The organism is Qaidamihabitans albus (genome assembly GCF_016464705.1).
Taxonomy (GTDB): Bacteria; Actinomycetota; Actinomycetes; order Mycobacteriales; family Pseudonocardiaceae; genus Qaidamihabitans; species Qaidamihabitans albus.
In genome coordinates this window covers 546,863-567,661 of the sequence record NZ_JAEHOB010000001.1, presented here as the reverse complement: position 1 = coordinate 567,661, position 20,799 = coordinate 546,863, and the positions used below count along the sequence as shown (strand labels likewise).

General features: G+C 71.7%; 22 protein-coding genes, 1 tRNA gene and 3 pseudogenes. 19 read left to right on the top strand and 7 right to left on the bottom strand.

From position 1 onward, the window contains the following. Window positions 1-10: 10 nt before the first annotated feature. Window positions 11-631, bottom strand: a complete 621-nt coding sequence (locus tag JAP66_RS02820) for a response regulator (RefSeq protein ID WP_199429912.1) — start codon at window positions 629-631, stop codon at window positions 11-13. After that, window positions 628-1,806 (bottom strand): GAF domain-containing sensor histidine kinase, encoded by a 1,179-nt coding sequence (locus JAP66_RS02815; protein WP_307849411.1) that lies wholly within the window; start codon window positions 1,804-1,806, stop codon window positions 628-630. Before JAP66_RS02815 ends, JAP66_RS02820 begins: the two co-directional genes overlap by 4 nt. Before the next feature lie 103 nt (window positions 1,807-1,909). On the opposite strand from JAP66_RS02815, the gene JAP66_RS02810 reads away from it, so the two are divergent. Together JAP66_RS02810 and JAP66_RS02805 are read left to right on the top strand one after the other, a co-directional pair. After that, the gene (locus JAP66_RS02810; RefSeq protein WP_199429908.1) at window positions 1,910-2,629 is read left to right on the top strand and encodes an SIS domain-containing protein; all 720 of its coding nucleotides are present in this window, start codon (window positions 1,910-1,912) and stop codon (window positions 2,627-2,629) included. Window positions 2,630-2,660: 31 nt separating this feature from the next. Next, window positions 2,661-3,695, top strand: a complete 1,035-nt coding sequence (locus tag JAP66_RS02805) for an iron-siderophore ABC transporter substrate-binding protein (protein WP_199429905.1) — start codon at window positions 2,661-2,663, stop codon at window positions 3,693-3,695. Here the strand turns inward: JAP66_RS02805 and JAP66_RS02800 are convergent. Continuing rightward, window positions 3,670-4,827 carry a CU044_5270 family protein gene (locus tag JAP66_RS02800; protein WP_199429903.1) on the bottom strand — a complete coding sequence of 386 codons (1,158 nt, stop codon included), beginning with the start codon at window positions 4,825-4,827 and terminating at the stop codon, window positions 3,670-3,672. The two genes, JAP66_RS02805 and JAP66_RS02800, sit on opposite strands and share 26 nt — an antisense overlap. Continuing rightward, on the bottom strand, window positions 4,817-5,440 hold the full coding sequence (locus JAP66_RS02795; RefSeq protein WP_372448931.1) for an RNA polymerase sigma factor: 624 nt from the start codon (window positions 5,438-5,440) through the stop codon (window positions 4,817-4,819). The genes JAP66_RS02800 and JAP66_RS02795 overlap by 11 nt, the downstream gene beginning before the upstream one ends. A 116-nt stretch (window positions 5,441-5,556) precedes the next feature. Here JAP66_RS02795 and JAP66_RS02790 point away from each other — a divergent pair, with 116 nt between their 5' ends. From JAP66_RS02790 to JAP66_RS02780, 3 genes are read left to right on the top strand one after another with little or no spacing between them, the layout of a single operon-like run. Next, window positions 5,557-6,438: a serine hydrolase gene (locus JAP66_RS02790; RefSeq protein WP_199429899.1), complete on the top strand. Its 882-nt coding sequence runs from the start codon at window positions 5,557-5,559 to the stop codon at window positions 6,436-6,438. 29 nt (window positions 6,439-6,467) lie between these two features. After that, window positions 6,468-6,809, top strand: a complete 342-nt coding sequence (locus JAP66_RS02785; RefSeq protein ID WP_199429897.1) for a hypothetical protein — start codon at window positions 6,468-6,470, stop codon at window positions 6,807-6,809. 50 nt (window positions 6,810-6,859) lie between these two features. Beyond that, window positions 6,860-7,342 (top strand): hypothetical protein, encoded by a 483-nt coding sequence (locus tag JAP66_RS02780; protein ID WP_199429895.1) that lies wholly within the window; start codon window positions 6,860-6,862, stop codon window positions 7,340-7,342. 4 nt (window positions 7,343-7,346) lie between these two features. On the opposite strand, the gene JAP66_RS02775 is transcribed toward JAP66_RS02780, so the two are convergent. Beyond that, window positions 7,347-7,745: a DUF6292 family protein gene (locus JAP66_RS02775; RefSeq protein WP_235998664.1), complete on the bottom strand. Its 399-nt coding sequence runs from the start codon at window positions 7,743-7,745 to the stop codon at window positions 7,347-7,349. Between the two features lie 95 nt (window positions 7,746-7,840). On the opposite strand from JAP66_RS02775, the gene JAP66_RS02770 reads away from it, so the two are divergent. The 8 genes and pseudogenes from JAP66_RS02770 (at window position 7,841) to JAP66_RS02735 (ending at window position 11,814) form a co-directional block, all read left to right on the top strand. After that, window positions 7,841-8,236 carry a hypothetical protein gene (locus tag JAP66_RS02770; protein ID WP_199429893.1) on the top strand — a complete coding sequence of 132 codons (396 nt, stop codon included), beginning with the start codon at window positions 7,841-7,843 and terminating at the stop codon, window positions 8,234-8,236. A gap of 156 nt (window positions 8,237-8,392) precedes the next feature. Further along, window positions 8,393-9,076: pseudogene (locus JAP66_RS31935) on the top strand (globin domain-containing protein); the annotation flags it as partial. A gap of 89 nt (window positions 9,077-9,165) precedes the next feature. Next, entirely contained in the window at window positions 9,166-9,555 is a 390-nt protein-coding gene (locus JAP66_RS02760) for a ferredoxin reductase domain-containing protein (protein ID WP_235998663.1), read from the top strand. After that, window positions 9,552-9,662: pseudogene (locus tag JAP66_RS33145) on the top strand (hypothetical protein); the annotation flags it as partial. The gene JAP66_RS02760 and the pseudogene JAP66_RS33145, both read left to right, overlap by 4 nt. A gap of 383 nt (window positions 9,663-10,045) precedes the next feature. Beyond that, window positions 10,046-10,198 (top strand): hypothetical protein, encoded by a 153-nt coding sequence (locus JAP66_RS02750; protein WP_199429889.1) that lies wholly within the window; start codon window positions 10,046-10,048, stop codon window positions 10,196-10,198. Further along, window positions 10,195-10,568: pseudogene (locus JAP66_RS33140) on the top strand (group I truncated hemoglobin). The gene JAP66_RS02750 and the pseudogene JAP66_RS33140 overlap by 4 nt, the downstream one beginning before the upstream one ends. Window positions 10,569-10,604: 36 nt before the next feature. After that, window positions 10,605-10,694 (top strand) — tRNA-Ser (locus JAP66_RS02740). A gap of 367 nt (window positions 10,695-11,061) precedes the next feature. Then, window positions 11,062-11,814 carry a phosphatase PAP2 family protein gene (locus JAP66_RS02735; protein ID WP_199429887.1) on the top strand — a complete coding sequence of 251 codons (753 nt, stop codon included), beginning with the start codon at window positions 11,062-11,064 and terminating at the stop codon, window positions 11,812-11,814. A 59-nt stretch (window positions 11,815-11,873) separates the two neighbouring features. On the opposite strand, the gene JAP66_RS02730 is transcribed toward JAP66_RS02735, so the two are convergent. Next, the gene (locus JAP66_RS02730) at window positions 11,874-12,206 is read right to left on the bottom strand and encodes a YnfA family protein (RefSeq protein ID WP_199430047.1); all 333 of its coding nucleotides are present in this window, start codon (window positions 12,204-12,206) and stop codon (window positions 11,874-11,876) included. Window positions 12,207-12,298: 92 nt separating this feature from the next. Between JAP66_RS02730 and JAP66_RS02725 the strand changes: the two genes are divergently transcribed. From JAP66_RS02725 to JAP66_RS02700, 6 genes are all read left to right on the top strand, one after another. Continuing rightward, a complete protein-coding gene (locus JAP66_RS02725) occupies window positions 12,299-12,712 on the top strand; it encodes a hypothetical protein (RefSeq protein ID WP_199429885.1) in 414 nt (137 codons plus the stop codon). Window positions 12,713-13,034: 322 nt separating this feature from the next. Next, the gene (locus tag JAP66_RS02720; RefSeq protein ID WP_199429883.1) at window positions 13,035-13,295 is read left to right on the top strand and encodes a hypothetical protein; all 261 of its coding nucleotides are present in this window, start codon (window positions 13,035-13,037) and stop codon (window positions 13,293-13,295) included. 15 nt (window positions 13,296-13,310) lie between these two features. Further along, on the top strand, window positions 13,311-13,556 hold the full coding sequence (locus JAP66_RS02715) for a hypothetical protein (protein WP_199429881.1): 246 nt from the start codon (window positions 13,311-13,313) through the stop codon (window positions 13,554-13,556). Window positions 13,557-13,561: 5 nt separating this feature from the next. Then, window positions 13,562-16,321, top strand: coding sequence for an FtsK/SpoIIIE domain-containing protein (locus JAP66_RS02710; protein ID WP_199429879.1), 2,760 nt, complete (start codon window positions 13,562-13,564; stop codon window positions 16,319-16,321). Next, a complete protein-coding gene (locus tag JAP66_RS02705) occupies window positions 16,314-16,679 on the top strand; it encodes a hypothetical protein (RefSeq protein WP_199429877.1) in 366 nt (121 codons plus the stop codon). The genes JAP66_RS02710 and JAP66_RS02705 overlap by 8 nt, the downstream gene beginning before the upstream one ends. Before the next feature lie 146 nt (window positions 16,680-16,825). After that, window positions 16,826-18,283 carry an AAA family ATPase gene (locus JAP66_RS02700; RefSeq protein ID WP_199429875.1) on the top strand — a complete coding sequence of 486 codons (1,458 nt, stop codon included), beginning with the start codon at window positions 16,826-16,828 and terminating at the stop codon, window positions 18,281-18,283. A gap of 69 nt (window positions 18,284-18,352) precedes the next feature. On the opposite strand, the gene JAP66_RS02695 is transcribed toward JAP66_RS02700, so the two are convergent. Then, entirely contained in the window at window positions 18,353-20,743 is a 2,391-nt protein-coding gene (locus JAP66_RS02695; RefSeq protein WP_307849408.1) for a DUF8508 domain-containing protein, read from the bottom strand. Window positions 20,744-20,799 lie beyond the last annotated feature (56 nt).

Genomic DNA, 20,799 nt, shown 5'->3' with positions numbered 1-20,799 from the left:
CCAGCAGGAATCAGAGCAGGCCGGCCTCGCTCGCCTTGCCGATCGCCTCGACGCGGTTGCGGGCGCCGAGCTTGTGCAACGCCGACTGGAGGTACGTCTTGACCGTGTTGCGGGTCAGCCCGGTCGCCTCGGCGATCTCCGGGTTGGTCCGGCCCTGCGCCGCGAGCCGCAGCACCTCGTACTCCCTGCGGGTCAGGCCGCTGCGGGCGAGCGCGTCGGAGCGCTGCCCGGCGTCCGGCAGGATGCGCGGATCGACCACGCGCTCCCCGCGCAGCACCCGGCGCAGCGCGGAGACGAGATCGGTGCCCGCGACATCCTTGAGCAGGCATCCACTGGCACCGGCCTCGAGCGCGGCGACCACGCCCTGGTGGTCGCCGTGGGCGGTGAACACCACGATCCGGGCGGTCGGGTGCGCCTGCCGCAGGCCGGTGATCACCTCGGGGGCGAGCATGTCCGGCAGCCGCAGGTCGAGCAGCACGATGTCCGGCCGCCACTGGGCGGCGCGCTCGATCGCGGCCCGCCCGGACTCCGCCGAGCCCACGATCCGCAGCGACTGGTCGGAGCGCAGCAGCAACGTGACGCCGTCGCGCACCACCGGGTGGTCGTCGACCACCATCACGGTGGCGGTCATGGCTGGCTCTCGACGTCCGGCAGCCACGCACGCAGTGTGCAGCCGCCGTCCTCGTCCCGGACGAGGCTCACCCGGCCACCCAGCCGGGCGGCGCGCTCGGCGAGCGTGCGCACGCCCATGCCGGTGCTCGGCCAGGTCTCGCCCGGCTCGCCCGTGCCGTCGTCGGCGACCACCGCCTGCACGCCGCCGTCGCACGGGCCGAGGCTGACCACCACCGAGAACGCCCGCGCGTGTTTCTCCACGTTGAGCAGGCCCTCGCGGACCACGGCGATCAGCAGCGCGGTTCGTTCGGCGTCCAGCGGCGGCACCTGCGCCAGCTGGACGAACCGGGCGGGCACGCCGCAGCGCGCCTCGAACGAGCGGGTGTGCTCGGCGCACTCGACGGGCAGCGCGCGCTCCGGTGTCGACTCGGCGAGCGCGAGCAGCGACTCCCGCAGTGCGCTGGAGGCTGCGGAGACGTCGGATTCGAGGCGCCGCAGCCGCGAGTCGAGCGCCGGGTTGTCCTGGATCGCCTCGTGGAGGTCGCGGACCTGCACGCCGATCGAGAACAGCAGCGCGCCGACGGAGTCGTGCAGCGCGCTCTGCATGCGCTGCCGCTCGGCCGTGACCGCGTCCTCCCGCGACGCCTCGGCGACGCCCGCGATGTGCAGGGCGGTGGCCGCCTTGTCGGCGATGCCCTCCAGCCTGCGCACGGCGTCGTCACCGAAGTCGGCGGCCTGCCGCATCGCGGCGTACGCGATCGCGACGGTCTGTTCCCGCTCGCCGTACCTGCTGATGATGGGGACCGCGAGCATGGCGCCCAGCCCCTCGCCGCGCACCTGCGCGTCGAACTGGTGGGTGATGGCCGGGGAGCTGACGTAGTCGCTGACCCGCACCGGCCTGCCGAGGGCCAGCACGCGGCCGCCGATACCCTGGCCTGCCGGCACGATCAGGTTCTGCAGCTCGTGGGTCCGGGTGCCGGAGAGCCAGCGGATGACCGCCCTGCCCGGCCCGTCGAGATCGGCGACGAACCCGGAGTCGGTACCGACGGTGTCCCGGATGAGGCGGGCGGTGCCGTGCAGCGCGACGACGCGGTCGAGGACGGTGAGCAGCCCGTCGCGCTCACGCAGAAGCCCGTCGAGCGCATTGCACTGCTCGACGGCACGCTCCCTCGCGCTCCGCTGCTCGGCGGCCACCGGCCAACTCTGACACATCGGACGCCGCTCACGGTATCCCCGCGTCGAGCCACGGCGGCAGGTGAGCCGCTAGGATTGGTCTGGACAAATGGGAGGAGCGGGGATGCGGGACGACGTGCGGGCGTTGCTCGACGACATCGACGGCAGGCACGAGGCGATCGCGGGCGCGGCGTCGCTGGTGCTGGACGCCGTCGAAGGCGGCGGCCTGGTGTACGCCGCGGGGGCCGGGCACTCGCTCGCGATGGTGTGCGAGACCTTCTACCGGGCAGGCGGGCTCGCCGCGGTGCGGCCGCTGTGGGACCCGGCGATCCTGCCGCTGGCCGGCGCGCGGCGCAGCTCCGTGGCCGAGCGGGAGAGCGGCCGGGGCCGCGCCGTCGTGGCGGCGGCCGGCCCGGTCCCGCCCGACGTGATGGTGGTGTTCTCCACGAGCGGGCGCAATCCCTACCCCGTGGAGATCGCCCAGGAGGCGCTGGCGCGGAACGTGCCCGTGCTCGCGGTGACCTCGCTGCCCGCGTCGGCCGCCGCGACGGACCGGATGGGCACCCGGTTGGCCGAGCACGCCTCGATCGTCCTCGACACGGGCGTGCCGCCCGGTGACGTGGCCTACCCGGCCGGCGAGCCGCGGACCGGCGCGGTGTCCACGATCCTCTGCTCGTACCTGTGGTCACTGGTGCTCGCCGAGCTCGACGACCTCGCCCTCGCACGGGGCGTCAAGCTCCCGCTGTGGACCAGCTCCAACGTGCCAGGCGGCGACGAGCGCAACGCCGAGCTGATGGCCCGCTACGGCGACCGGGTACCCGAGCTCACGGACCCTCCGGCTTGACTCGTCCGATTGGTTAGGCAAGCCTAGCCTCATGCACAACGTCCGTCCCCGCCGCCGCGCGCTCGCCGCCGGCGCCCTCTCCGCCGCCCTGCTGCTCACCTCCTGTGCCGGCGGTGACCCCGGACCGGCGAACTCGCCGAGCGGCCCCTCCGGTGGCGAGTTCCCGGTGACGATCGAGCACAAGTACGGCGCCACGACGATCGAGCGGGAACCGCAGCGGGTCGTCACGGTCGGGCTCACCGAGCAGGACGCACTGCTCGCCCTCGGTATCGTCCCGGTGGCCACCACCAACTACGTCGGCGACCACCCCGGCGCGATCGGGCCATGGGCGCAGGACGAGCTCGGCGACGCAGCCGCGCCCGAGGTGCTCGACAACACCGGTGGCGTCCAGTTCGAGAAGGTCGCCGCCGCGCAGCCCGACCTCATCATCGGCCTGTACTCCGCGCTGACCAAGGAGGAGCACGACAAGCTCACGCAGATCGCGCCCACCCTCGCGCAGCCGAAGCAGTACTCCGACTACGGCATCCCCTGGCAGGAGCTGACCCGCACGGTCGGCAAGGCCGTCGGCAGGTCCGGCGAGGCCGACCGGCTCGTCGCAGGAGTCGAGGCACGGTTCGCCTCGGCCCGCGAGGAACACCCGGAGTTCGCGGACAAGAGCGCGCTCGTGGCCACGAGCTACGACGGCTACTGGGTCTACGGCAGCGAGGACCCCCGCTCGCGCACGCTCACCTCGCTCGGCTTCCGGCTGCCCGGCGACATCGACCGGGTGGTCGGCAACAAGTTCGGCGCCAACATCAGCCGCGAGCGTGCGGACCTGCTCGACACCGACGCGATCGTCTGGATCCTCGGCGACGGCGGCGCGAAGCTGCGCCAGGACGGCGTGTACCAGAACATGCGCGTCGCTCAGCAGAGGCGCGAGGTCGTCATCGACGAGAACAGCGCCTACGGCCACGCCACGTCGTTCGTGTCGGTACTGAGCCTGCCGTACCTGCTGGACCGGCTGGTGCCGCAACTCGGCGCCGCCGTGGACGGCGACCCGGCTACCGAGGTGACACCCCCGGAGTAGTCGCCAGCGGCGGCGCGCTCGTCTCGGTCCGCGGCGGCGACACGGACATGGTCTGGCCCGACATCGTGATCACCTCGGTGCTCACCGCCCTGAGTTCGAGCACCGTGCCCTCGTTCAGCCACGGTCGCGCGGGCAGCCGGCCTGCCCTGGTGCGGGTGGCGATGAACTCCCCGGTCGCCGGATCGACGATCAGCTCGCGGACGCGCTTCGCGTCCTCCAGCCCGACGGCGATCCCGCTCCGCCCGTCCACGTGGGCGTGCCGGTCGGTCACCCGCAGCCCGGGCAGGCCGGCCAGGGTGCGGAACAGCGCGGCCCGCAGATCGGCGGGCGCCAGCCCGTCCCGGAGGATGGCCGCTGCGGACTCCCAGGGGTCGGCGGGCTCGGCACCCTCCGGGACGGAGCCGCTCGGCGCCTCCCGCTTGCTCAGGTAGTCGAGCAGCGCGGCCTCGTCGCGGGGAGCGGTGGAGTACAAGGCGGGCACGTCCGCTTTCCCGGCCTTCCCACACGGCAGGTATGTGCCGTGAACCTCGCCGCAGACGCGCTGCCAGACGTCCGAGACCGCGGGCTCCGTAGCCGGAATGTCCTCACGTGGCTCCGTGCCTGCGATCAGCTCGGGCTTCCCGATCGCCTCCGACTGCAGCTGCCACAGGTCACGGACATCGGCCGGGACCCACTTCTCGTTCCGCCACTCCTGTAGGTACGAGTACCCCTCACCGTCGTCGGTCCCGTGGCCGGCGACCCATGCGTGCTCGACCACGTGGCGATAGCTGCCCGGCGGAACGGCCGGGTCGCCGGTGGCCGCCGCCGCGTCGGCCGCCCGGTCGAGTACCTCCCGCGCCGACTGCTCCGGCCGGTCGGCGACCGGTGGGGGCGAAGGCGTGTTCCACCACGAACCGGCCTGTGGCACGAGCACGCCGAGCAGCAGCAACGCGGCCGCCGCGGCGACGGCGGGCAGCCACCGCCGCGGAGTCCCGCGCCTGCGCGGCAGCGGCACCGGGCCGTCCACCCGCTCGTCCCGCGCGGCGGCGAGCAGCCGCGCCCGAGCGCGTTCGAGCGAGCCGCCTGCCGTGCGCTGTTCCCGGTGCAGCAGATCGAGGGCCTCGTCCAGTTCGGCGTCGAGTTCATCCCGCATCGCGTTCCTCCTCGTGCCGCGCGAGCACCGTGTTCCGCAGTCTGCGCCGGACGCGGTGCAGCCTGGACCGCACCGTGCTGGCCGGCATGTCCAGCGCCTCGGCCACCTCCGCGGGCTCGAGCCCCGCCCACGAGGTGAGCAGCAGCACGTCCCGATCGATCTTGTTCAGCCTGGTCAGCGCGCTCGCCAGCGCACGCGTCCGGTGCTGTGCGTCCACCCGCTCGGCGACCCTGGTGTCGTGGCCGTCGGTGACGTCGTCGGCGCGGCCACCGTGCGCCCGCGCCGTCGCGCGGTAACCGCGCACCTCGTGCCGGACATGGTTGCGCAGGACGTTGGTGGCGATCCCGTAGAGCCAGCCACGCACCGGCGCGCGAGCCGGGTCGTACGTCGCCCGCCTGCGCAGCGCGAGCAGGAAGGTCTCCCCGACCAGGTCCTCCGCTACCTGCGTGCCGACGCGGCCGGCGAGATACGCGCGCAGAGCGCGGGCATGGGCGTCGAACAGCCTGGCGAAGACGACCTGCGGGTCACCGGCGGCCAGGTCGGGCCGGTCGCCGCCGGCCGCCTCCTCGCACGCCTCGTCCTCACCGGCCTGATGACCGGCTATTCCTCTCACACCCCCGCTTGTCCGGTCCCGCCGCCCGCGTCCCCGAATCCGGACCGCGAAGAGATCCATTGCACATCCGGCCGCCCATTCTGCAGCGCTCGCCTGGCCGGCGGCCAACTGCCGGTATGCGGACTCCGAGGACGCCGGTGCTGGCAGCGCTGACCGTGTTCGCCGTCGTGGCGATCGCCATCGGGATCAGCGGCCTGATCGTCACGCCGGGACCGGCGTCGCCCGCCCTCGCCGACGGTGCCGCGGCACCGGCCGGCCCGGCCGCATCGGCGGCACCGGAGCCCACCGGCCCGTCCGAGCCGCCGCCGCGCTCGCCCGAGGACCCGGCCATGCCACCGGCGGAGGGCTTCACGGCGCTCGGCGTCGCCGTGTACGACCGGACGGAGGAGCGGCTCGCGCTCAGTCACCGCCCGGACGCCGAGTTCACGTCCGCCTCGCTGGTCAAGCTGCTGATCGCCTTCGAAGCGCTGGAGGGCGGCGAGCCGGCGGACCGCGTAAGGGTGATGCTCGCGCAGAGTCATGACGCGATCGCGGGCGAGTTCTGGGTGGCCTACGGCGGCACCGCGATCGTGACCCGGTGGGCGGATCGGCTCGGCCTCGCCGCCACGCGGCCCCCCGGGAGCCCGAACCGCTGGGGCGACACGATCCTCACCGCCGAGGACGTCGTGCGGATCTACCGGTACCTGCTCGACGAGGCACCCGGGCGGATACGCGAACCGGTTCTGGGCGCCCTGCGCACGACCACCAACTTCGGCGCGGACGGGTTCGACCAGTACTTCGGCGTCCCCTACGCGGCGGGACGGACCCGGTGGGCGGCCAAGCAAGGCTGGTCCTGCTGCCGGTGGGACCGCGTGCTGCACACGACCGGGCTGCTCGGAGCCGGCGACCGGTTCATCACCGTGGTGCTGACCGCCGGCCCGGTCGGCGAGTCGTGGACCGCCGCGGCCGAACGGCTCACCGGACTCGTTTCCCGGATCATGCGGGCGATCCGCGTGTAGTTCCCACCCGTGGCGGCTATTCCGAATGCGTGTTCAGCCGAACCCAGGCACTCGCACTGGTGGTGGGCGCGGCGAATCTGGCGCTGGGAGTCATGCAGGTCTTTCCCGGCAGCGCCGCACAGCACTGCCTGCAGGCACTCGTCGGAGCACTCGGCATCGTGCTCGCCCGCCGGCACTGGACGGCGCGCATGTTCGGCATGATCCTGTTGTTCGGCTTCGGCGGTGCGCTCGTGTGGCATCTGCGGCACGCCGGGGAGCTCGGTAGCTGGCTGCCGCTGCGGATGGCCGTCTCCGGGATCGTGATCACGCTCGTGCCCGCGTCCGGCCGGAGGCTGCTCGGCGACCGCGAAACCCGGCGCACGGACGAGTAGCCCCGCCGCGGCCGCAGGTTTGCCCGCCGCCGACGGGGTATCCACCGAGCATGCTGAAATCCGTCCTGCGTGGCGCGGCGGCCGGAGCCGCGGGCACCACGGCACTCAACGCGACGACGTATCTCGACATGGTGCTGCGGGCCCGTCCGCCGAGCAGCACCCCGGAACAGACGGTGAACGAGCTCGCCAGGCGCACCGGTGTCACCGTGCCCGGCGACGAGGAGAGCCGGAGCAACCGCGTCTCGGGAGTCGGCGCGCTGATGGGCATCCTCACCGGCACGGCGATCGGGGCGGCCTACGGCGCGGCCCGGGGTCTCGGCTGGCGGCCCTCGACGACGACCGGCGGCGTGGTGACGGGCCTGGCCGCGATGGTCGGCACCGCCGCGCCGATGACCGCGCTCGGCATCACCGATCCACGGAGCTGGGGTACCGAGGCATGGCTGAGCGACGCGATCCCGCACCTGGCCTACGGTGCGGTCACCGCCGCCACCTACGCGGCCACCGAACGTCCGCGACGCCGTTGGTGGCGCTGAACGTTCAGTTCGGCCGGTGGAACGCGGCCAGCCGCTCGTCGAGGTCGTCATCGGTTCCGGCGCGGCGCAGCGCAGGCGGCTCGAGCTGACCGGGGTAGCGCTCGTGCATGAGATCGTCCACGAACCGCGCCACCAGCGACGGCGCGGGCACGATGTCGCCACCCAGGTACGCGAGCACGATGATGTCCTCGCCGCAGCCGGACTCGACACCGATCGCCCAGCCGTTCTCCTCGTCCCACAACAACGCCAGGTCGCGGTCCGGATAACGCGGAACCCGCTCCTCCAAGGCGAAGTAGACGGTCGCCCGGTAGTCGTCGACGTCCACGCAGAACGCGGGCGGCATCCGCAGTTCGTCCGCCACCAGTTCCACGTACCGCTTCAGGCCGCGCGCACTCGCGGTCAACTCATCGCTGTACACCAGTTCATCCCGTCTCCCGTAGGGCGGCGGGTGATTGCCCCGCGGCACCCGGGTTCAAACGTCGAGCAAGGTCGAATGTCATGAACGAGCACCACAATTTCGCTTTTCAGCGCGGTTTTCGCCTGCCACTGGCACTGCTCGGGATCCGTCCCGGCAACAGCTTCGTGAGTGTCGGGACTCACCGGCTGTGTGTTCGGTTCGGCCCGTGGACGGTGACGACGGCGCTGGCGAACATCGAGGACGTTGCCGTCACCGGGCCCTACTCGGCGATCAAGGCGGTGGGGGTGCGCCTCTCGGCGGCCGACCGCGGCCTGACGTTCGGAACCGGTACCGGGCCGGGCGTCTGCGTCAGGTTCCGCGAACCCGTGCCCGGAATCGAGCCCGTCGGCGTACTACGCCATTCGGCGCTCACCGTCACCGTCCGGTTGCCACACGAGCTGGCCGATCTACTGCGCTCCCGAATCGCAAGGTCTTGATTGCAATATGCACCGGCGCATAGGCTCCTGCGCATGCTCGGGGACCGTCACAGCGGGCACGGATTCGTGCACGCTCCGTCGAGAAAGGGAAAGCGATGAGTTCCAGCGGCAGACGGACTTCCCCCGCGCCGAACCCGGCCGGCCCCGCACACTGACGTGGACGTAGCGAGACTTCGATCGAGCTGGCACACGGTCACCAGACACGGCGGACAGGTTCCGCTCTTCTTCTACTCCACGCTGTTCCTGTTGCACCCGCAGACCCGCGAGATGTTCCCGGCGTCGATGTCGGGGCAGCGGGACAAGCTGGTCACCGCGCTCGGGCACATCGTCGCCCACGTCGACGATCTCGACAACGCGGTGCCCTTCCTGCAACAGCTCGGCAGGGACCACCGGAAGTTCTCGGTCGCGCCGGAGCACTACCCCGCCGTCGGCCAGGCGCTGCTTGCGACGTTGCAGCACGTCCTGGCCGACGAGTGGAGCCGCGACCTCGCCTCGGACTGGACCGAGGCATACGGCCTGGTGTCGCAGGTGATGAACGAGGCGGCACAGGGCGCCGCCGAGTCGTCGCCGCCGTGGTGGGACGCCGAGGTGGTCGCACACGAACGGCGCAGCCTCGACGTCGCGGTGCTCACCGTGCGCCCCCGGGTGCCGCTGCCGTACGTACCCGGTCAGAGCATCGCCGTGGAGACGCAGCTGCGGCCCAGGCTGTGGCGCTACTACTCACCGGCGAACGCACCGAGGCCGGACGGGCTGATCGAGCTGCACGTGCGGCTGGTCGACGGCGGGCCGGTGAGCTCCGCGCTCGTGCAGGCCGTGCAGGTCGGCGAGGTGCTGCGGCTGGGCGCCGCCGCCGGCGACAGCCTGACGCTCGACCACAAGCAGGACGTGGTGTTCCTCGCGGGCGGCAGGGCTTCGCGCCGTTCAAGGCGATGCTCGGTCAGATCGCGAAGGAGAACGTCCAGCGCCGCGTTCATCTGTTCGTCGGTGCCCGCACGGCGGGGGAGTTCTACGACGCGGAGGCCATCCACGCGTTCGAGCGCTCCATGCCCGGGCTCCGCGTGATCCCGGCGACCTCGGACGACCCCAGCTTCCGGGGCGAGCGCGGCCGGCTGGTCGACGTCGCGCTCGGCTACGGGCCGTGGCCCGATGAGGAGATCTACGTGTGCGGTTCCCCGGAAATGGTCTCCGGCACCCGCGCGGCGCTGCGGGCCGCGGGCATCGCAGCCGACCACGTTCACTGCGAGGAGTTCAACAGCTACGCCGGCGCGGCACCAGACCTCACCGGCTTCCGTTCAGCGGACGAGGATCATTCAGGATGACATTGCAGGCCAATGACCACCGCCATCCCGGGTTCCGGCGGATCCTCACCCCCGACCGGATCCGCAACATCACCTTCAGGAAGTCGCCACTGGGCCGCCGCGGGGTCGACCCGGACGAGGTCGAGCTGTTCCAGCGCAGGCTGGCCGAGGAGATCGCCGCAGGGGAGGCCGAGCACGCCCGGCTGCGCGCGGAGAACGATCGGTTGCGCAACTGGTACCGCGACCACGGCGAGAACGTCGACGCGGTGCCCGCCCAGGCCGGAACGCAGCTCGACGTGCAGGCGGTGAACCTCCTGTCGGAGGCACAGCTGCAGGCGAGGCCTACATCGCGCAGGCGGAGGCGCACTGCCGCCGGGTCACCGTCGACGCCCGCAGGCAGGCCGAGGCGATCCTGCACGACGCGCAGCAACGCGCGGAGGACGCCGCCCAGCAGGCGGCGCACGCGTACCGGGCCAGCGCGGGTGACGGCTACGCCGCCGAACTCGAGGAGATGGAACGCAGGCTGGCGTGGCTGCGCGCGTTCAGCCACGCGGTGCAGGTCCAACTGCAGGCCACGTCCTCGGCGTTCGCGGAGGAGATCGACAAGCTGGCGCGGCTGCCCGAAAGGCTCAGGAAGTCCGGTACGGATGCGGAGGAAGTATGACCACTGTCTACGAGCAGATCGGTGGCCAGGAAGCCCTGGCCACGGTCGTCGACGACTTCTACCGGAGGGTCCTCGACGACCCGGAACTGGCGGGATTCTTCGCCGGCACGAACATGGCCCGGCTCAAGGGCAGGCAGGTCGAGTTCTTCGCGGCGCGCTCGGCGGGCCGGACAACTACGGCGGACGGCCGATGAAGGAGATCCACCGCGGCCGCGGCATCCACCAGGAGCACTTCGACCGGGTGGCCGAGCACCTGACGGCGGCACTGCTCGCCGCCGGTGTGCCGGGCCCGACCACGGACACCATCATCGCGGCCGTCGCCCCGCTCGCGGACGACATCGTCACCCCGGACACCGCCGCCACCCGGTAACGGTCCGTCAGCGGCCGCCCTGCTACGCTTTCGCGCGGAGGATTGGCCGAGCGGCCTAAGGCGCACGATTGGAAATCGTGTTGGGTGTAAAAGCCCTCACGGGTTCGAATCCCGTATCCTCCGCCAGCCGAGTAGTCGAGCCGCCGGGCACCCCACGCAACGCGGGTGCCCGGCGGACGACTGTCCGGGGCGAATTCTCCGCCGCCCGCCCCACTATGACCTTGCTCACCGATCGCCGCGACTCCGCCGCAAAGGGGACGTGCCGGCCGTCGAAGTCCAACGAGAATCGCGCGCCGCGGCAATAAGTTGCCGAAGATTTGGGCATGCTGACGCTGTATGGTCCGAAAATTCTGTCGGACGTATGGCGTCCCGCGTGTGACGCTGCGTACCGGGGGTGAGCGAGGTGGTCGGCGGTGCCCAGGCGGGTGGGGGCGTTGATATGACGGAGGTCGAGCGTCCGAGTGCTGTGCGGCGACCCCGGTGGTGGGTCGAGGTGTTGCTCCTGGGCTTCGGGTTCGGGGCCTTCCAGCTGCTGTGGGTCGCGGTCTCGGGCGACGCCGCCGTCGCGCTGACGCACTCGGAGGCGCTCTACCGTCTCGAACAGACCCTCAATCTCGCGGTGGAGCCGTGGTTCTACGGGCTCGTCGACGGCCGTCCGCAGCTCGCGGCCCTCGCCGGCTACTACTACGTCGGCAGCCACTTCCTCGTGACGGCCGGCCTGCTGTTGCTGCTGTGGTGGCGGCGTCCCGACAGCTATCTGTGGATGCGCTCGACACTGTTCCTTTCGAGCCTGGCGGCGCTGGTCTGCTTCTGGGTCGTCCCGCTGGCCCCGCCCCGGCTCGCCCTGGCGAACGCACCGGACACGCTCGTGCAACGCGACATCTTCGGCTCGGCCAGCCCGGACGGTGGCCTGCTCAGCCTTGCCAACCCGTACGCCGCGATGCCGTCCCTGCACGTCGCGTGGGCCGTATGGGTGGCGCTCGCGGCCAACCTCCTGCGCCACCCCGCGCTGCGAATCATGTGGCTGTATCCGCTGATGACGACCGTCGTCGTGCTGGCGACCGGCAACCACTACCTGCTCGACGCCGTCGCCGGGGCGCTGCTCGTGATCGTCGTCTACCTCGCGGTCCGCCGGGCCGGTTCGCCCTCGCGCCGCCCGGCCGCGGTCGACGGCATCGAGGCCACGCCCGTCGCGGGGATCTACCGCCCCGGGTGGCGGCATCGCAGGCAGGAGGACCCGGCATAACGCCTTCGGTCAATGCCTCAATGCCTCAATGCCTCAAATGCCTCAAATGCCTCAATGCCTCAGTGGCGGGGGGCGTACATGATGACCGCGACCCCGGCCAGGCAGATCAGGGCGCCGAGCACGTCGAACCGGTCGGGCCGGTAGCCGTCGACGACCATGCCCCACGCCAGCGATCCCGCGACGAACACGCCACCGTAGGCGGCCAGGATCCGCCCGAAGTGCGGGTCCGGCTGCAGGGTCGCGGCGAAGCCGTACAGCCCAAGGGCGATCACGCCCGCCCCGATCCAGATCCAGCCGCGGTGCTCGCGGACCCCCTGCCACACCAGCCAGGCTCCGCCGATCTCGGCGATGGCGGCGAGTACGAACAGCGCGATCGAGCGGAGGACGAGCACGGGATCCCCTTCCACGGCGGTAGGTCTTCGAGCCGGCTCGGATGTCGAAAATCCGTGGCCCGGGTAACGGGCTGGGTTGAGAGTATGAGCAGATGTCCGCGGTAGTGCGCCTGGTGACCTTCGCTGATCTCGACGACGCTGCCGGCGCGCGGCAGGTATCGGTCTCCCTGCGCCAGGAGGCCGAACTCGTGGACGGTCGCCGGCTGCTGCTCCTCGACGACCGAGGCTGGGCCGTCTCCGGCGGCGGCGCCTCCGGTCCCTGGCCCACGATGTCGGCCGAGGAGATCGAGGAGACGTCCCGCGTCGTGGTCGGACCGGACGAGCCGTTCGGCGGACACTCGCGGGCGGACATGGAGGCCGACCACTGGGCCGCGCTCGCCGCCGATCTCCGCGGGCAGGGAGTCGTCGTGGACTGGCGGGAACTCGAACGGCTGCCGCACGATGTCGTGCTCAGCGAGCGGCTCCTCGCGCGCGTCGGTCGCGCGCAGGGTGACGACGCCCCCTGAACGCTCGGCGACGGCCGGCTTGCGATGGCACGGCCGGGTGAATCCGTTTTCCCAGGCACGCCAACGCCGACGGGGCTGCGTTCGGGTCCGGACGGCCCTCCACTAGTCTTCGTGCCATCGCAGGGATTCGAGCTCGGACCGAGCGGGCATCCCTGCTCCGCGCCTCGACACGGCAGAACGCCGGGCCGCTCCACGGTCCGGCGTTCTGCCGTAGACGGATGCGCAAAGTAGTCACACTATCGCCCACATGACAGCTGTCCGGAGTCGCTCGGTCACGCTACGTTGGTATCGAGACACCCGGCTTCACCAAGGAGTCCGCCCCATGCCCGGAGTGGAAGAGATCCGCGCGGGGATCGCCCTCGCGAACGAGAAGGCTTCCGCTAGCGTCGCCGCACTTCAGCAGGCCGCCCAGTCGCTCGAGGAGGCCCAGCAGACGCTGGCCCAGGCGACCTCCGGCAGCACGCAGGAGGAGGTCAACCAGGCACACGGCCTGCTCGCCGAGGCGCTACAGGGCATCAACGGCACGCAGAGCACGATCCAGGCCTGCATCTCGTCCGCCGACGCCTACTCGGCGCGCCTGTAGACAGCTGAGGAGTCCATGTCGCTCGACGCCCTGCACCAACTGCTGACCGCGGTGCACGCCGGGGTCGCCGACGCCCGCGCACACACCGACCAGGCCAGGTCCCTGCTCGAGGAGTCGCGGCGGGCCATCGTCGACGCGCAGGCACAGGCCCAGCCCTGGCTGCCCCCTCAGCTCGCGCAGGCGCTCGCACAGATCGACCGGCAGCACGGGCGGCTCAGCGGCATCGACGACCTGCTCGATCGCTACCGGTCGAGGCTGTAGCCGGGATGGGACGCAGGTCCAGCGAGCGGCGCGGCCGGGTGATGGCCGCGCTCGACCAGCTGCGGAACCGGATCGGGCTGGCCCTCGGCGCGGCGCGCAACGCCCGCACGGCGGCGGAGGCCGACCTGGCCAAGCTGGAACTGGAACAGCTCATCGTGCGGGCCGGGATGGAACGCGCCGACGAGGATCCACGCGTCGCCGAGCGGATGCGCGATCCCGCGATGGCCGACGTGCTCACCTGGCTCGGCAGCGTCCGCGCCCAGTTCTACGGCGAGTGGGCCGACGGGCCGAAGCGGCTGCGCGAGCTGGTGACGGCCGCCGCGCCCGGACCCGCGGGCCGTCCGCCCGGCGACTGGCTGGGCCGGGTGGGCACCAACCCCGGCGTCCGCGCGCCTGAGCTGTGGCGCATCGGCTCCTCCACTGTGGACGGGTCCGCGGCCGGCCGTACGCCGGGCACCGAGCTGACCTTCGACGTGGCGGTGCCGCTGCTGGACGAGTCGCACCTGTCGATCACCTCCGCGCCGCGGACCCGCGAGGCCGTCGACGCGCTGGTGGAGAGCCTGCTGCTGCGCGTGCTCAGCACGTTCGAGCCGGGCGCGGTGAAGGTCCACCTGTGGGACGTCGGCCAGCTCACCGCCGTACTGCCCAACTTCTACGCGCTGAGCCGCACCAGCGCCCTCACCGTGCACGACCCGGCGCGGCTGGTCGACCTGCTCGACGAGTTCGCCGGGCACATCCGCCGCATCCACGCGCACACGATGCAGGCCGGGCACACGTCCCTGCGCGCGCTGCGCGAGGCCACCGGCAAGCGCGTCGAGCCGTGGCGGATCGCGGTGCTCTACGGCAACGGCGAGGACCTGCCGCCCGAGCAGCTGCGGGACCTCAAGCGCGTGGCCAGCGGCGCGCTCGACGCGGGCATCTCGCTGATCCTGGTGGACGTGCCGACCGTGCTCGGTGGCGCCGTGGAGACGATCAGCCTGCTCGACGACCGGCGTGCCATCAGCAGCATGACCGGCACCGACCTGGTGGTGAACCTCGACCCGCCGCTGCCCGCCGGGCAGGCGGGCACCGCGGCCGGGCGGATCGCCGAGGCACTCGTCGCCAAGCAGGGCGGCCCGCGCTCCTTCCCGGACCTGCTGCCCACCGAGTTCGGTCGTGAGCACTCGGGCCGCGAGCTGCGGGCCCCCGTCGGCTTCCACGAGGGCGAACCGGTCGAGGTGGTGATCGGTGACGCCACGCCGCACGCGCTGATCGGCGGGCCGAGCGGGTCGGGCAAGACCAACTTCCTCTACGCGCTGCTGGGCAGCCTCGCCGCGCGGTATCCGCCGGACGAGCTGTCGCTGTACCTGCTGGACTTCAAGGAGGGCGTGTCGTTCGCGGGCCTGGCTCCTGGGCGCAAGGACGAGAGCTGGCTGCCGCACGCGCGGCTGGTCGGGGTCAACGTCAACACCGACCGCGAGTTCGGCCTGGCCCTGCTGCGGTTCCTCGCCGACGAGATGCGCAGGCGCTCCGCCGCGGCCAAGGAGCACGAGGTGACCAACCTGGCCGAGCTGCGCGAGCAGGACCCCGGCGGGCACTGGCCGCGGATCGTCGCCGTGATCGACGAGTTCCAGTACCTGTTCGCCGGGCGCGACACGGTGACCTCACTGGCCACCTCGCTGCTGGAGGACATCGCCCGCCGCGGCCGGTCGCAGGGCATCCATCTCATACTCGCGAGCCAGGACATCGCCGGGATCGAGGCGTTCTGGGGCAAGCCCGCGGTGTTCGAGCAGTGCACGCTGCGCATCGCGATGCCCAAGGCGCGGCGGGTGCTCGCGGAGGCCAACCAGGCCGCCGTCGCCGCGCCGCGCTGGCACGCCGTGATCAACCACGACTCCGGTGTCGCGCACGGCAACCAGCTCGCGCACGTCCCGGACGCCAGCGCGAAGGGAGTGTTCCCCGCGCTACAGCGGAAGCTGTGGGAACGCTACGCCGGGCAGGCACAGCCCCGGTTGTTCGACGGCGCGCACGCGCCGCGGCTCGACACGTCACCCGCCTTCACCGGGCTGGGACCGGCCGCGCGCCCGTTCGCTCTCGTCGGCCAGTCGATCGACGTGGCCGACACCGCGCGCGGGGCGGAGATGTCGGGGGCACCCGGCCGCAACCTGGCGGTGCTCGGCACGAGCACCCGCGAGGCGCTGTCCATTCTGGACTCGGCCGCGCGCTCGCTGGCGCGCCAGTACCAGCCCGGCGAGGTCGAGTTCGTGCTCGCCTGCCCGGTGGACGCATGCCGGTCCGCCGTGACCGAGCTGGCCGACCGGCTCACCGCCGGAGGGCACAAGGTTGACGTCGTCGATCCCGGCGACCTGCCCGACCGGTGCGCCACGCTGGCCGCCGAGCTGTCCGACGTTCGCACCCACCGGATGCTCGTGCTCTACGGTGTCGACGCCGCGCTGCCCGCGCTCGAGCAGAAGGCGCCCGGTCAGCAGAGCGGTCTGGACCACCTGCGGGTGTTGCTCAAGCAGGGGCCGGGCAAGGGGCTACACGTGCTGGGCTGGTGGCGCGGCATCGCGCGGCTGAAGGACACGCTGGGCTTCGGCGGGACCGACGACATCGGCGCCTGGGCGGCACTGGACGTGCAGGGCAACGAGCTCAGCCCGCTGTGCGCGGGGCAGGTGGTGCACTGGGCGCCTCGGCCGGGCCGCGCGCTGTTCTTCGACCGCACCACGCACTCCTCGCCCGAGGTCGTCATCCCCTTCCACCGGCCGGAGCCCGACGATGAGTGACGACGCCACCGCCGCGATGCGCTACAAGGAGGTCATCGCGCTGGCCCGCAAGGCGGCCGACGACCTGCGCTCGTGGGAGCTGGCCAGGGCCGCGGAGCTCGACGCCGAGATCGGCGCGGCCGCGGCGGCCGTCACCGCGGCCACCGAGCGGGAGCAGCGAATGGCCGAGCGTGCGCAGCGGTGGTGGCGCATGGCGTGCGACAACGTGTCCCGGCTGTCCTGGCTCGACGCGGGTGAGCCGCCGGCGCCGGCCGACTCCGCGCGCGGCGAGCTGATGGACCGCTACGCGGAGGACGTGCGGTCCGCCTACCACGAGCTCACGCAGGCGATCCTTAACCTGGGCTGGCGCTCCCGCTAGCACTCGTGAGTGCGCACCCGAGTTCTAACTCGCGTGCGCACTCACGAGGGGGGCTTTACCGGTTTTGGCGGTTCGTCCCGCCAAAACCCCCCCGGTTTTGGCGGGCCGTCCCGCCAGAACCTATCTCGCTACGCTACGGTCACCGTGTGCGCGACGATGAGTTGAGGGCGTTCCTCCGGCAGATGAATCCGTGGTGGCGGGCTGCGGCGACGGACGGCGATCCCACGCTTTGGACCAGCCAAGATCGCTCACTGCGGGAACGCGCGCGGTACGACCTCGGCTATCGGGCGACCACGCTGGACGACATCGCGACCGCTCCGGTGGGCAACGGCCTCTACGTCGTGCGCGGGCCCAGGCGGGTCGGCAAATCCGTGGCGCTGAAAGACCTCATTGCCGCGCTGTGCAGTCGACACGACCTTTCCCCCTGGCAGGTCATCTACGCACCCGGCGACACGTTCACCACACGTGAGCTGCGTCGGACGGTCGCGCTCGGGACGGACCTGACCCGGGCGGCACCGGACGCGAGGCGCGTATGGGTGTTCGACGAGATCACGTCGATCGTGGGCTGGACATCCGAAGTCAAGAGCCTGCGGGACAACTCGAACTTCGGCGAGCAGACCGTGGTCCTGACCGGCTCGTCCGCCGCCTACGCGGAGGAAGCGGTTCGCGATCTGGGCGCAGGACGTACAGGGGGTGCTCGGACTCCATTCCGTCTTTTGCTGCCGATGTCGTTCCGGGACCATCTGGCCTCGATCGGTACGGATGTTCCGCTGCCTCCAGTGACCGACCCCGCTGATCTCCAGTCGGCCGACGCCGCCGAAGCAATTCGGACACTAGAACCGTTCACAGAAGATCTCGATTTGGCGTGGCAACGCTATCTGGAAGCGGGGGGATTTCCTCGTGCCGTCACCGAGCATCATCGAGAGGGAATGACCTCCGCCGAGTTCCTCACTGACCTGGCGGCGTGGTTATCGGCCGATATCGATCCCGCGGCGCCCCGGGACTCCGTACCGCTGCTGATCGCCGAGCTACATTCCCGGGGAAGTTCGCCACTCAACATCCGCGATACGGCCAACCGACTTGGGCTCGGCCGCGATGCACTGACCAGCCGCCTTAACCGGCTTGTTGCCACTTTCGCGGCCATCTGGTGTCCCCAAGTCGGTGACTCGGGCCGCCGAGTGGCAGGTGCGCAGGCGAAGCTCTATCTTGCGGATCCGATCCTGGCGTGGCTCGGCTCACGACTGCGCCCCGGTTTGTCCCAACCAGACTTCAGCACCCTGAGCGAGGCGGCACTCGGTACGGCCGTGGCCCGCGCGCTCGACGCGGCCAGCCCGGGGAGGCTGACCAACGCGGACACGATCGGGTATGTCCGAACCGGAGCGGGTAACGAAGTCGACCTTGCGCCAGTGCCGGTGGCGAGTCCGTGCGGCGATCGCTGGACGGTGCCCGTCGAGTCGAAGTGGGTGCCGTCCGGCTGGCGGTCCGAGAGCCGAGTGCTGGAAGCAAAGTATGGACGGGGTGTCCTCGCCACGAAGAACATCACCGATCTTTCCTCGTCGGTGTGGGCGGTGCCCGCGCCCGTCCTGGCGTTATTGCTCGGTTAGGGAGCCTGCCCCGTCACTCGTGAGTGCGCACCCGAGTTCTAACTCGCGTGCGCACTCACGAGGGCGGGCTCACCGAGGGATGAAGCGCACGACCTGCGGGTCGTGGTCACTGGCCTGCTCGGCGAACTCCGCGTTGATGTGCACCACGTCGTAGTCGACCCGGCGCGGTCCGGCGGAGATCAGCACGTGGTCGAGCACCTGCGAGTTCCCCTCGTACACGTAGCTGTACCGCTCGTTCCGCGGCAACGTGTCGATCAGCGCGGTGAGCGCGCCGCCCTCGGTCAGCGTCCGCACGGCCGGCGAGAACGGGAAGTCGTTGATGTCCCCGGCCACCACCACGTTCGCCCGGCGGTCGGCCGCCAGCAGCTCGTCGACGAACCCGCGCAGCACCCGCGCCTGTTCGATCCGCTGCACCTCCGAACCGCGCGTCGGCGGCTGGAAGCGCCCGTGCAGCGGCTGGTCGCCACCCTTCGACGCGAAGTGGTTGGCCACCACGAACACGGTCCGGCCGCGGAAGACGAACTCACCGGCAAGCGGCTTGCGGCTGTCCTCCCAGGCCGGGTTCTCCGGGTCGACTCGCCCCGGTGAGATCGACAGCCGTGCCTTGCCGCGCCGCGACTCGACCGCCACCGCCGTTGTGGCGTCGCCGCCCGGACGGTCGACGAAGGCCACCCGGGCCGGGTTGAACAGGAAGCCGACCCGGATGTTGCCGCCCGGCTGGCCGCCGTCGGCGCGGTCCCGCGGGTCGATCTGCCGCCACTCGTAGCGCGGCCCGCCCGCCGCGACGATCGCCTCGACGAACCGGCGCAGCGTCTCCTCGGCCGCGACGACGCCGTCACCGACCCCGGCGGGGCCGTTGTTGTCCTGGATCTCCTCCAGGGTCACGATGTCCGGCGCGGCGAGGTTCTCGGCGACGCCGCGCGCCAGTGCGTCGAACTTCGCCTGGTCCTCGGCGGCGGACAGGTTCTCCACGTTGTAGGTGGCGACCGCGAGCTCACCACCGCGCTGCTTGCGGGTGACCTCGCGCTCAAGACCGTTGTCCTTGACCTCGCCGAGCACGTTCGCCATCAGGGTGTGCCCGCCGAAGCGGTCGTACTCGATCGGGCCCGAGGTCACGCCGGTGAGCACGTCGCCCGTGTTCGCCCGGGGGAACGGCCGCTGCGCGAAGGGGATCAGCGACTCGATCTTGAGGATGCCGGTGTTGGGCCGCTCGTAGCCCAGGTAGACGGTGCCGCCACGCGCGCTCGGGTGTTCGCCGGGCTTGGTGGTGACGTACAGCTCGTTGTAGTCGGTGCTGCGGCTGACCAGCCGGACGTCGCTGACACCGGCCAGCTCGCTCTCGTGTGCCTCCCAGAAGTCGAGCGCGTAGGTGCCCGGCTCCAGTGGCAGGCCCTCGATGTTGCCGCCGGGCCGCGGGGCCAGCTCACCCGGCACGGTGTCCGGTCCGATGGCCAGCGGCTCCGGTACGGCGCCACCGGTGGTGGTGACCGTCCACTGCGCACCGGTGAGCTGGGTGAGCGACTGGTAGTCGGAGGTGGCCGGGTTGTCCGGGTAGTACTCCGCGACCGTGCCGGTCACGCTCAGCGCGTCCCCCGGCGCCACGCCGGGCGTGCTCGAACCGGTGAACACGAACAGCGCCTCGCTGGTGCGGGGATCGTCGTCCGGATCGGGGTCCTGCAACCAGAAGCCACGGCTGGAGCCGAACGTCCGCGTCGCCGTGACGACGCCCGGAACGGTCACGGCCTCACCCGCCAGCGGCGAGATCCTGGTGGTGCCCTGCACCTCGTGGATCCGCGCGGACACCGGGTCAGGGGCCTCGCCGCCCGATGTCTCGCCCGCGGCGTTCGTCGGTGTCGGGGCGCCCGCGGCGAAGTCGGCGGAGTTGTCGTCGGTGTCGGCAAGCTGGGTCCGCGCCACCGCGGTCGTGTTGTTCGTCCCCGGGGCGGGTGCACCTTCGCGCACGGTCGCGCCGCCGTAGCCGACGAGATCGATGATTCGCGGTTCGGCGGCACAGTCGGCGGCGGTGCGGCAGGTCAGGACGTCCGTGCCGGTCACGAGCGCGACCGTGCCCGAGGTCGCGCTCATCGCGATCCCGCCTTCGGCGTCCGGCGTGGGCAGCTCGACGCTGCCGCCCGCACCCCGCCGCTCGGCGACGAGGTAGCGGCCGCCCGGCTCGACGGTGCCGGTCAGCGGCGTGGACTGCCAGCGGCTCGACGCGCTCGGCGAGCCGGGCAGGTACTGCACGCTCAGCCCGGCCAGGCTCGCCGCCTGCTGCCCGGCGGTCGCCACCTCGATGAAGTCGGTGGTCAGCGTCGCTCCCGAGTTGCCACCCCCGCCGTAGACCTCGGCGATCACGGGGCCGGTGCCGGCCGCACCGGCGGCCGGCGCGGTCACCAACGCCAGGGCGGCCGCGATCGCGGTGGCTCCGGCGATGGTCCTTCGACGCAGTGGCGAGGTCACCCGCGGTCCTCTCGTCGGGGAGATGGTCCCGCGATCATTACCCAGACGAGTGAAGG

Bases quoted from the DNA above. Each gene is read 5' to 3' on its own strand.
- JAP66_RS02790 (WP_199429899.1), top strand. From the start codon at position 5,557: ATGCGGACTCCGAGGACGCCGGTGCTGGCAGCGCTGACCGTGTTCGCC.
- JAP66_RS02820 (WP_199429912.1), bottom strand. From the start codon at position 631: ATGACCGCCACCGTGATGGTGGTCGACGACCACCCGGTGGTGCGCGAC.
- JAP66_RS02805 (WP_199429905.1), top strand. From the start codon at position 2,661: ATGCACAACGTCCGTCCCCGCCGCCGCGCGCTCGCCGCCGGCGCCCTC.
- JAP66_RS02720 (WP_199429883.1), top strand. From the start codon at position 13,035: ATGCCCGGAGTGGAAGAGATCCGCGCGGGGATCGCCCTCGCGAACGAG.
- JAP66_RS02725 (WP_199429885.1), top strand. From the start codon at position 12,299: ATGTCCGCGGTAGTGCGCCTGGTGACCTTCGCTGATCTCGACGACGCT.
- JAP66_RS02710 (WP_199429879.1), top strand. From the start codon at position 13,562: ATGGGACGCAGGTCCAGCGAGCGGCGCGGCCGGGTGATGGCCGCGCTC.
- JAP66_RS02810 (WP_199429908.1), top strand. From the start codon at position 1,910: ATGCGGGACGACGTGCGGGCGTTGCTCGACGACATCGACGGCAGGCAC.
- JAP66_RS02750 (WP_199429889.1), top strand. From the start codon at position 10,046: ATGGAACGCAGGCTGGCGTGGCTGCGCGCGTTCAGCCACGCGGTGCAG.
- JAP66_RS02800 (WP_199429903.1), bottom strand. From the start codon at position 4,827: ATGCGGGATGAACTCGACGCCGAACTGGACGAGGCCCTCGATCTGCTG.
- JAP66_RS02705 (WP_199429877.1), top strand. From the start codon at position 16,314: ATGAGTGACGACGCCACCGCCGCGATGCGCTACAAGGAGGTCATCGCG.
- JAP66_RS02760 (WP_235998663.1), top strand. From the start codon at position 9,166: ATGCTCGGTCAGATCGCGAAGGAGAACGTCCAGCGCCGCGTTCATCTG.
- JAP66_RS02770 (WP_199429893.1), top strand. From the start codon at position 7,841: ATGAACGAGCACCACAATTTCGCTTTTCAGCGCGGTTTTCGCCTGCCA.
- JAP66_RS02715 (WP_199429881.1), top strand. From the start codon at position 13,311: ATGTCGCTCGACGCCCTGCACCAACTGCTGACCGCGGTGCACGCCGGG.
- JAP66_RS02780 (WP_199429895.1), top strand. From the start codon at position 6,860: ATGCTGAAATCCGTCCTGCGTGGCGCGGCGGCCGGAGCCGCGGGCACC.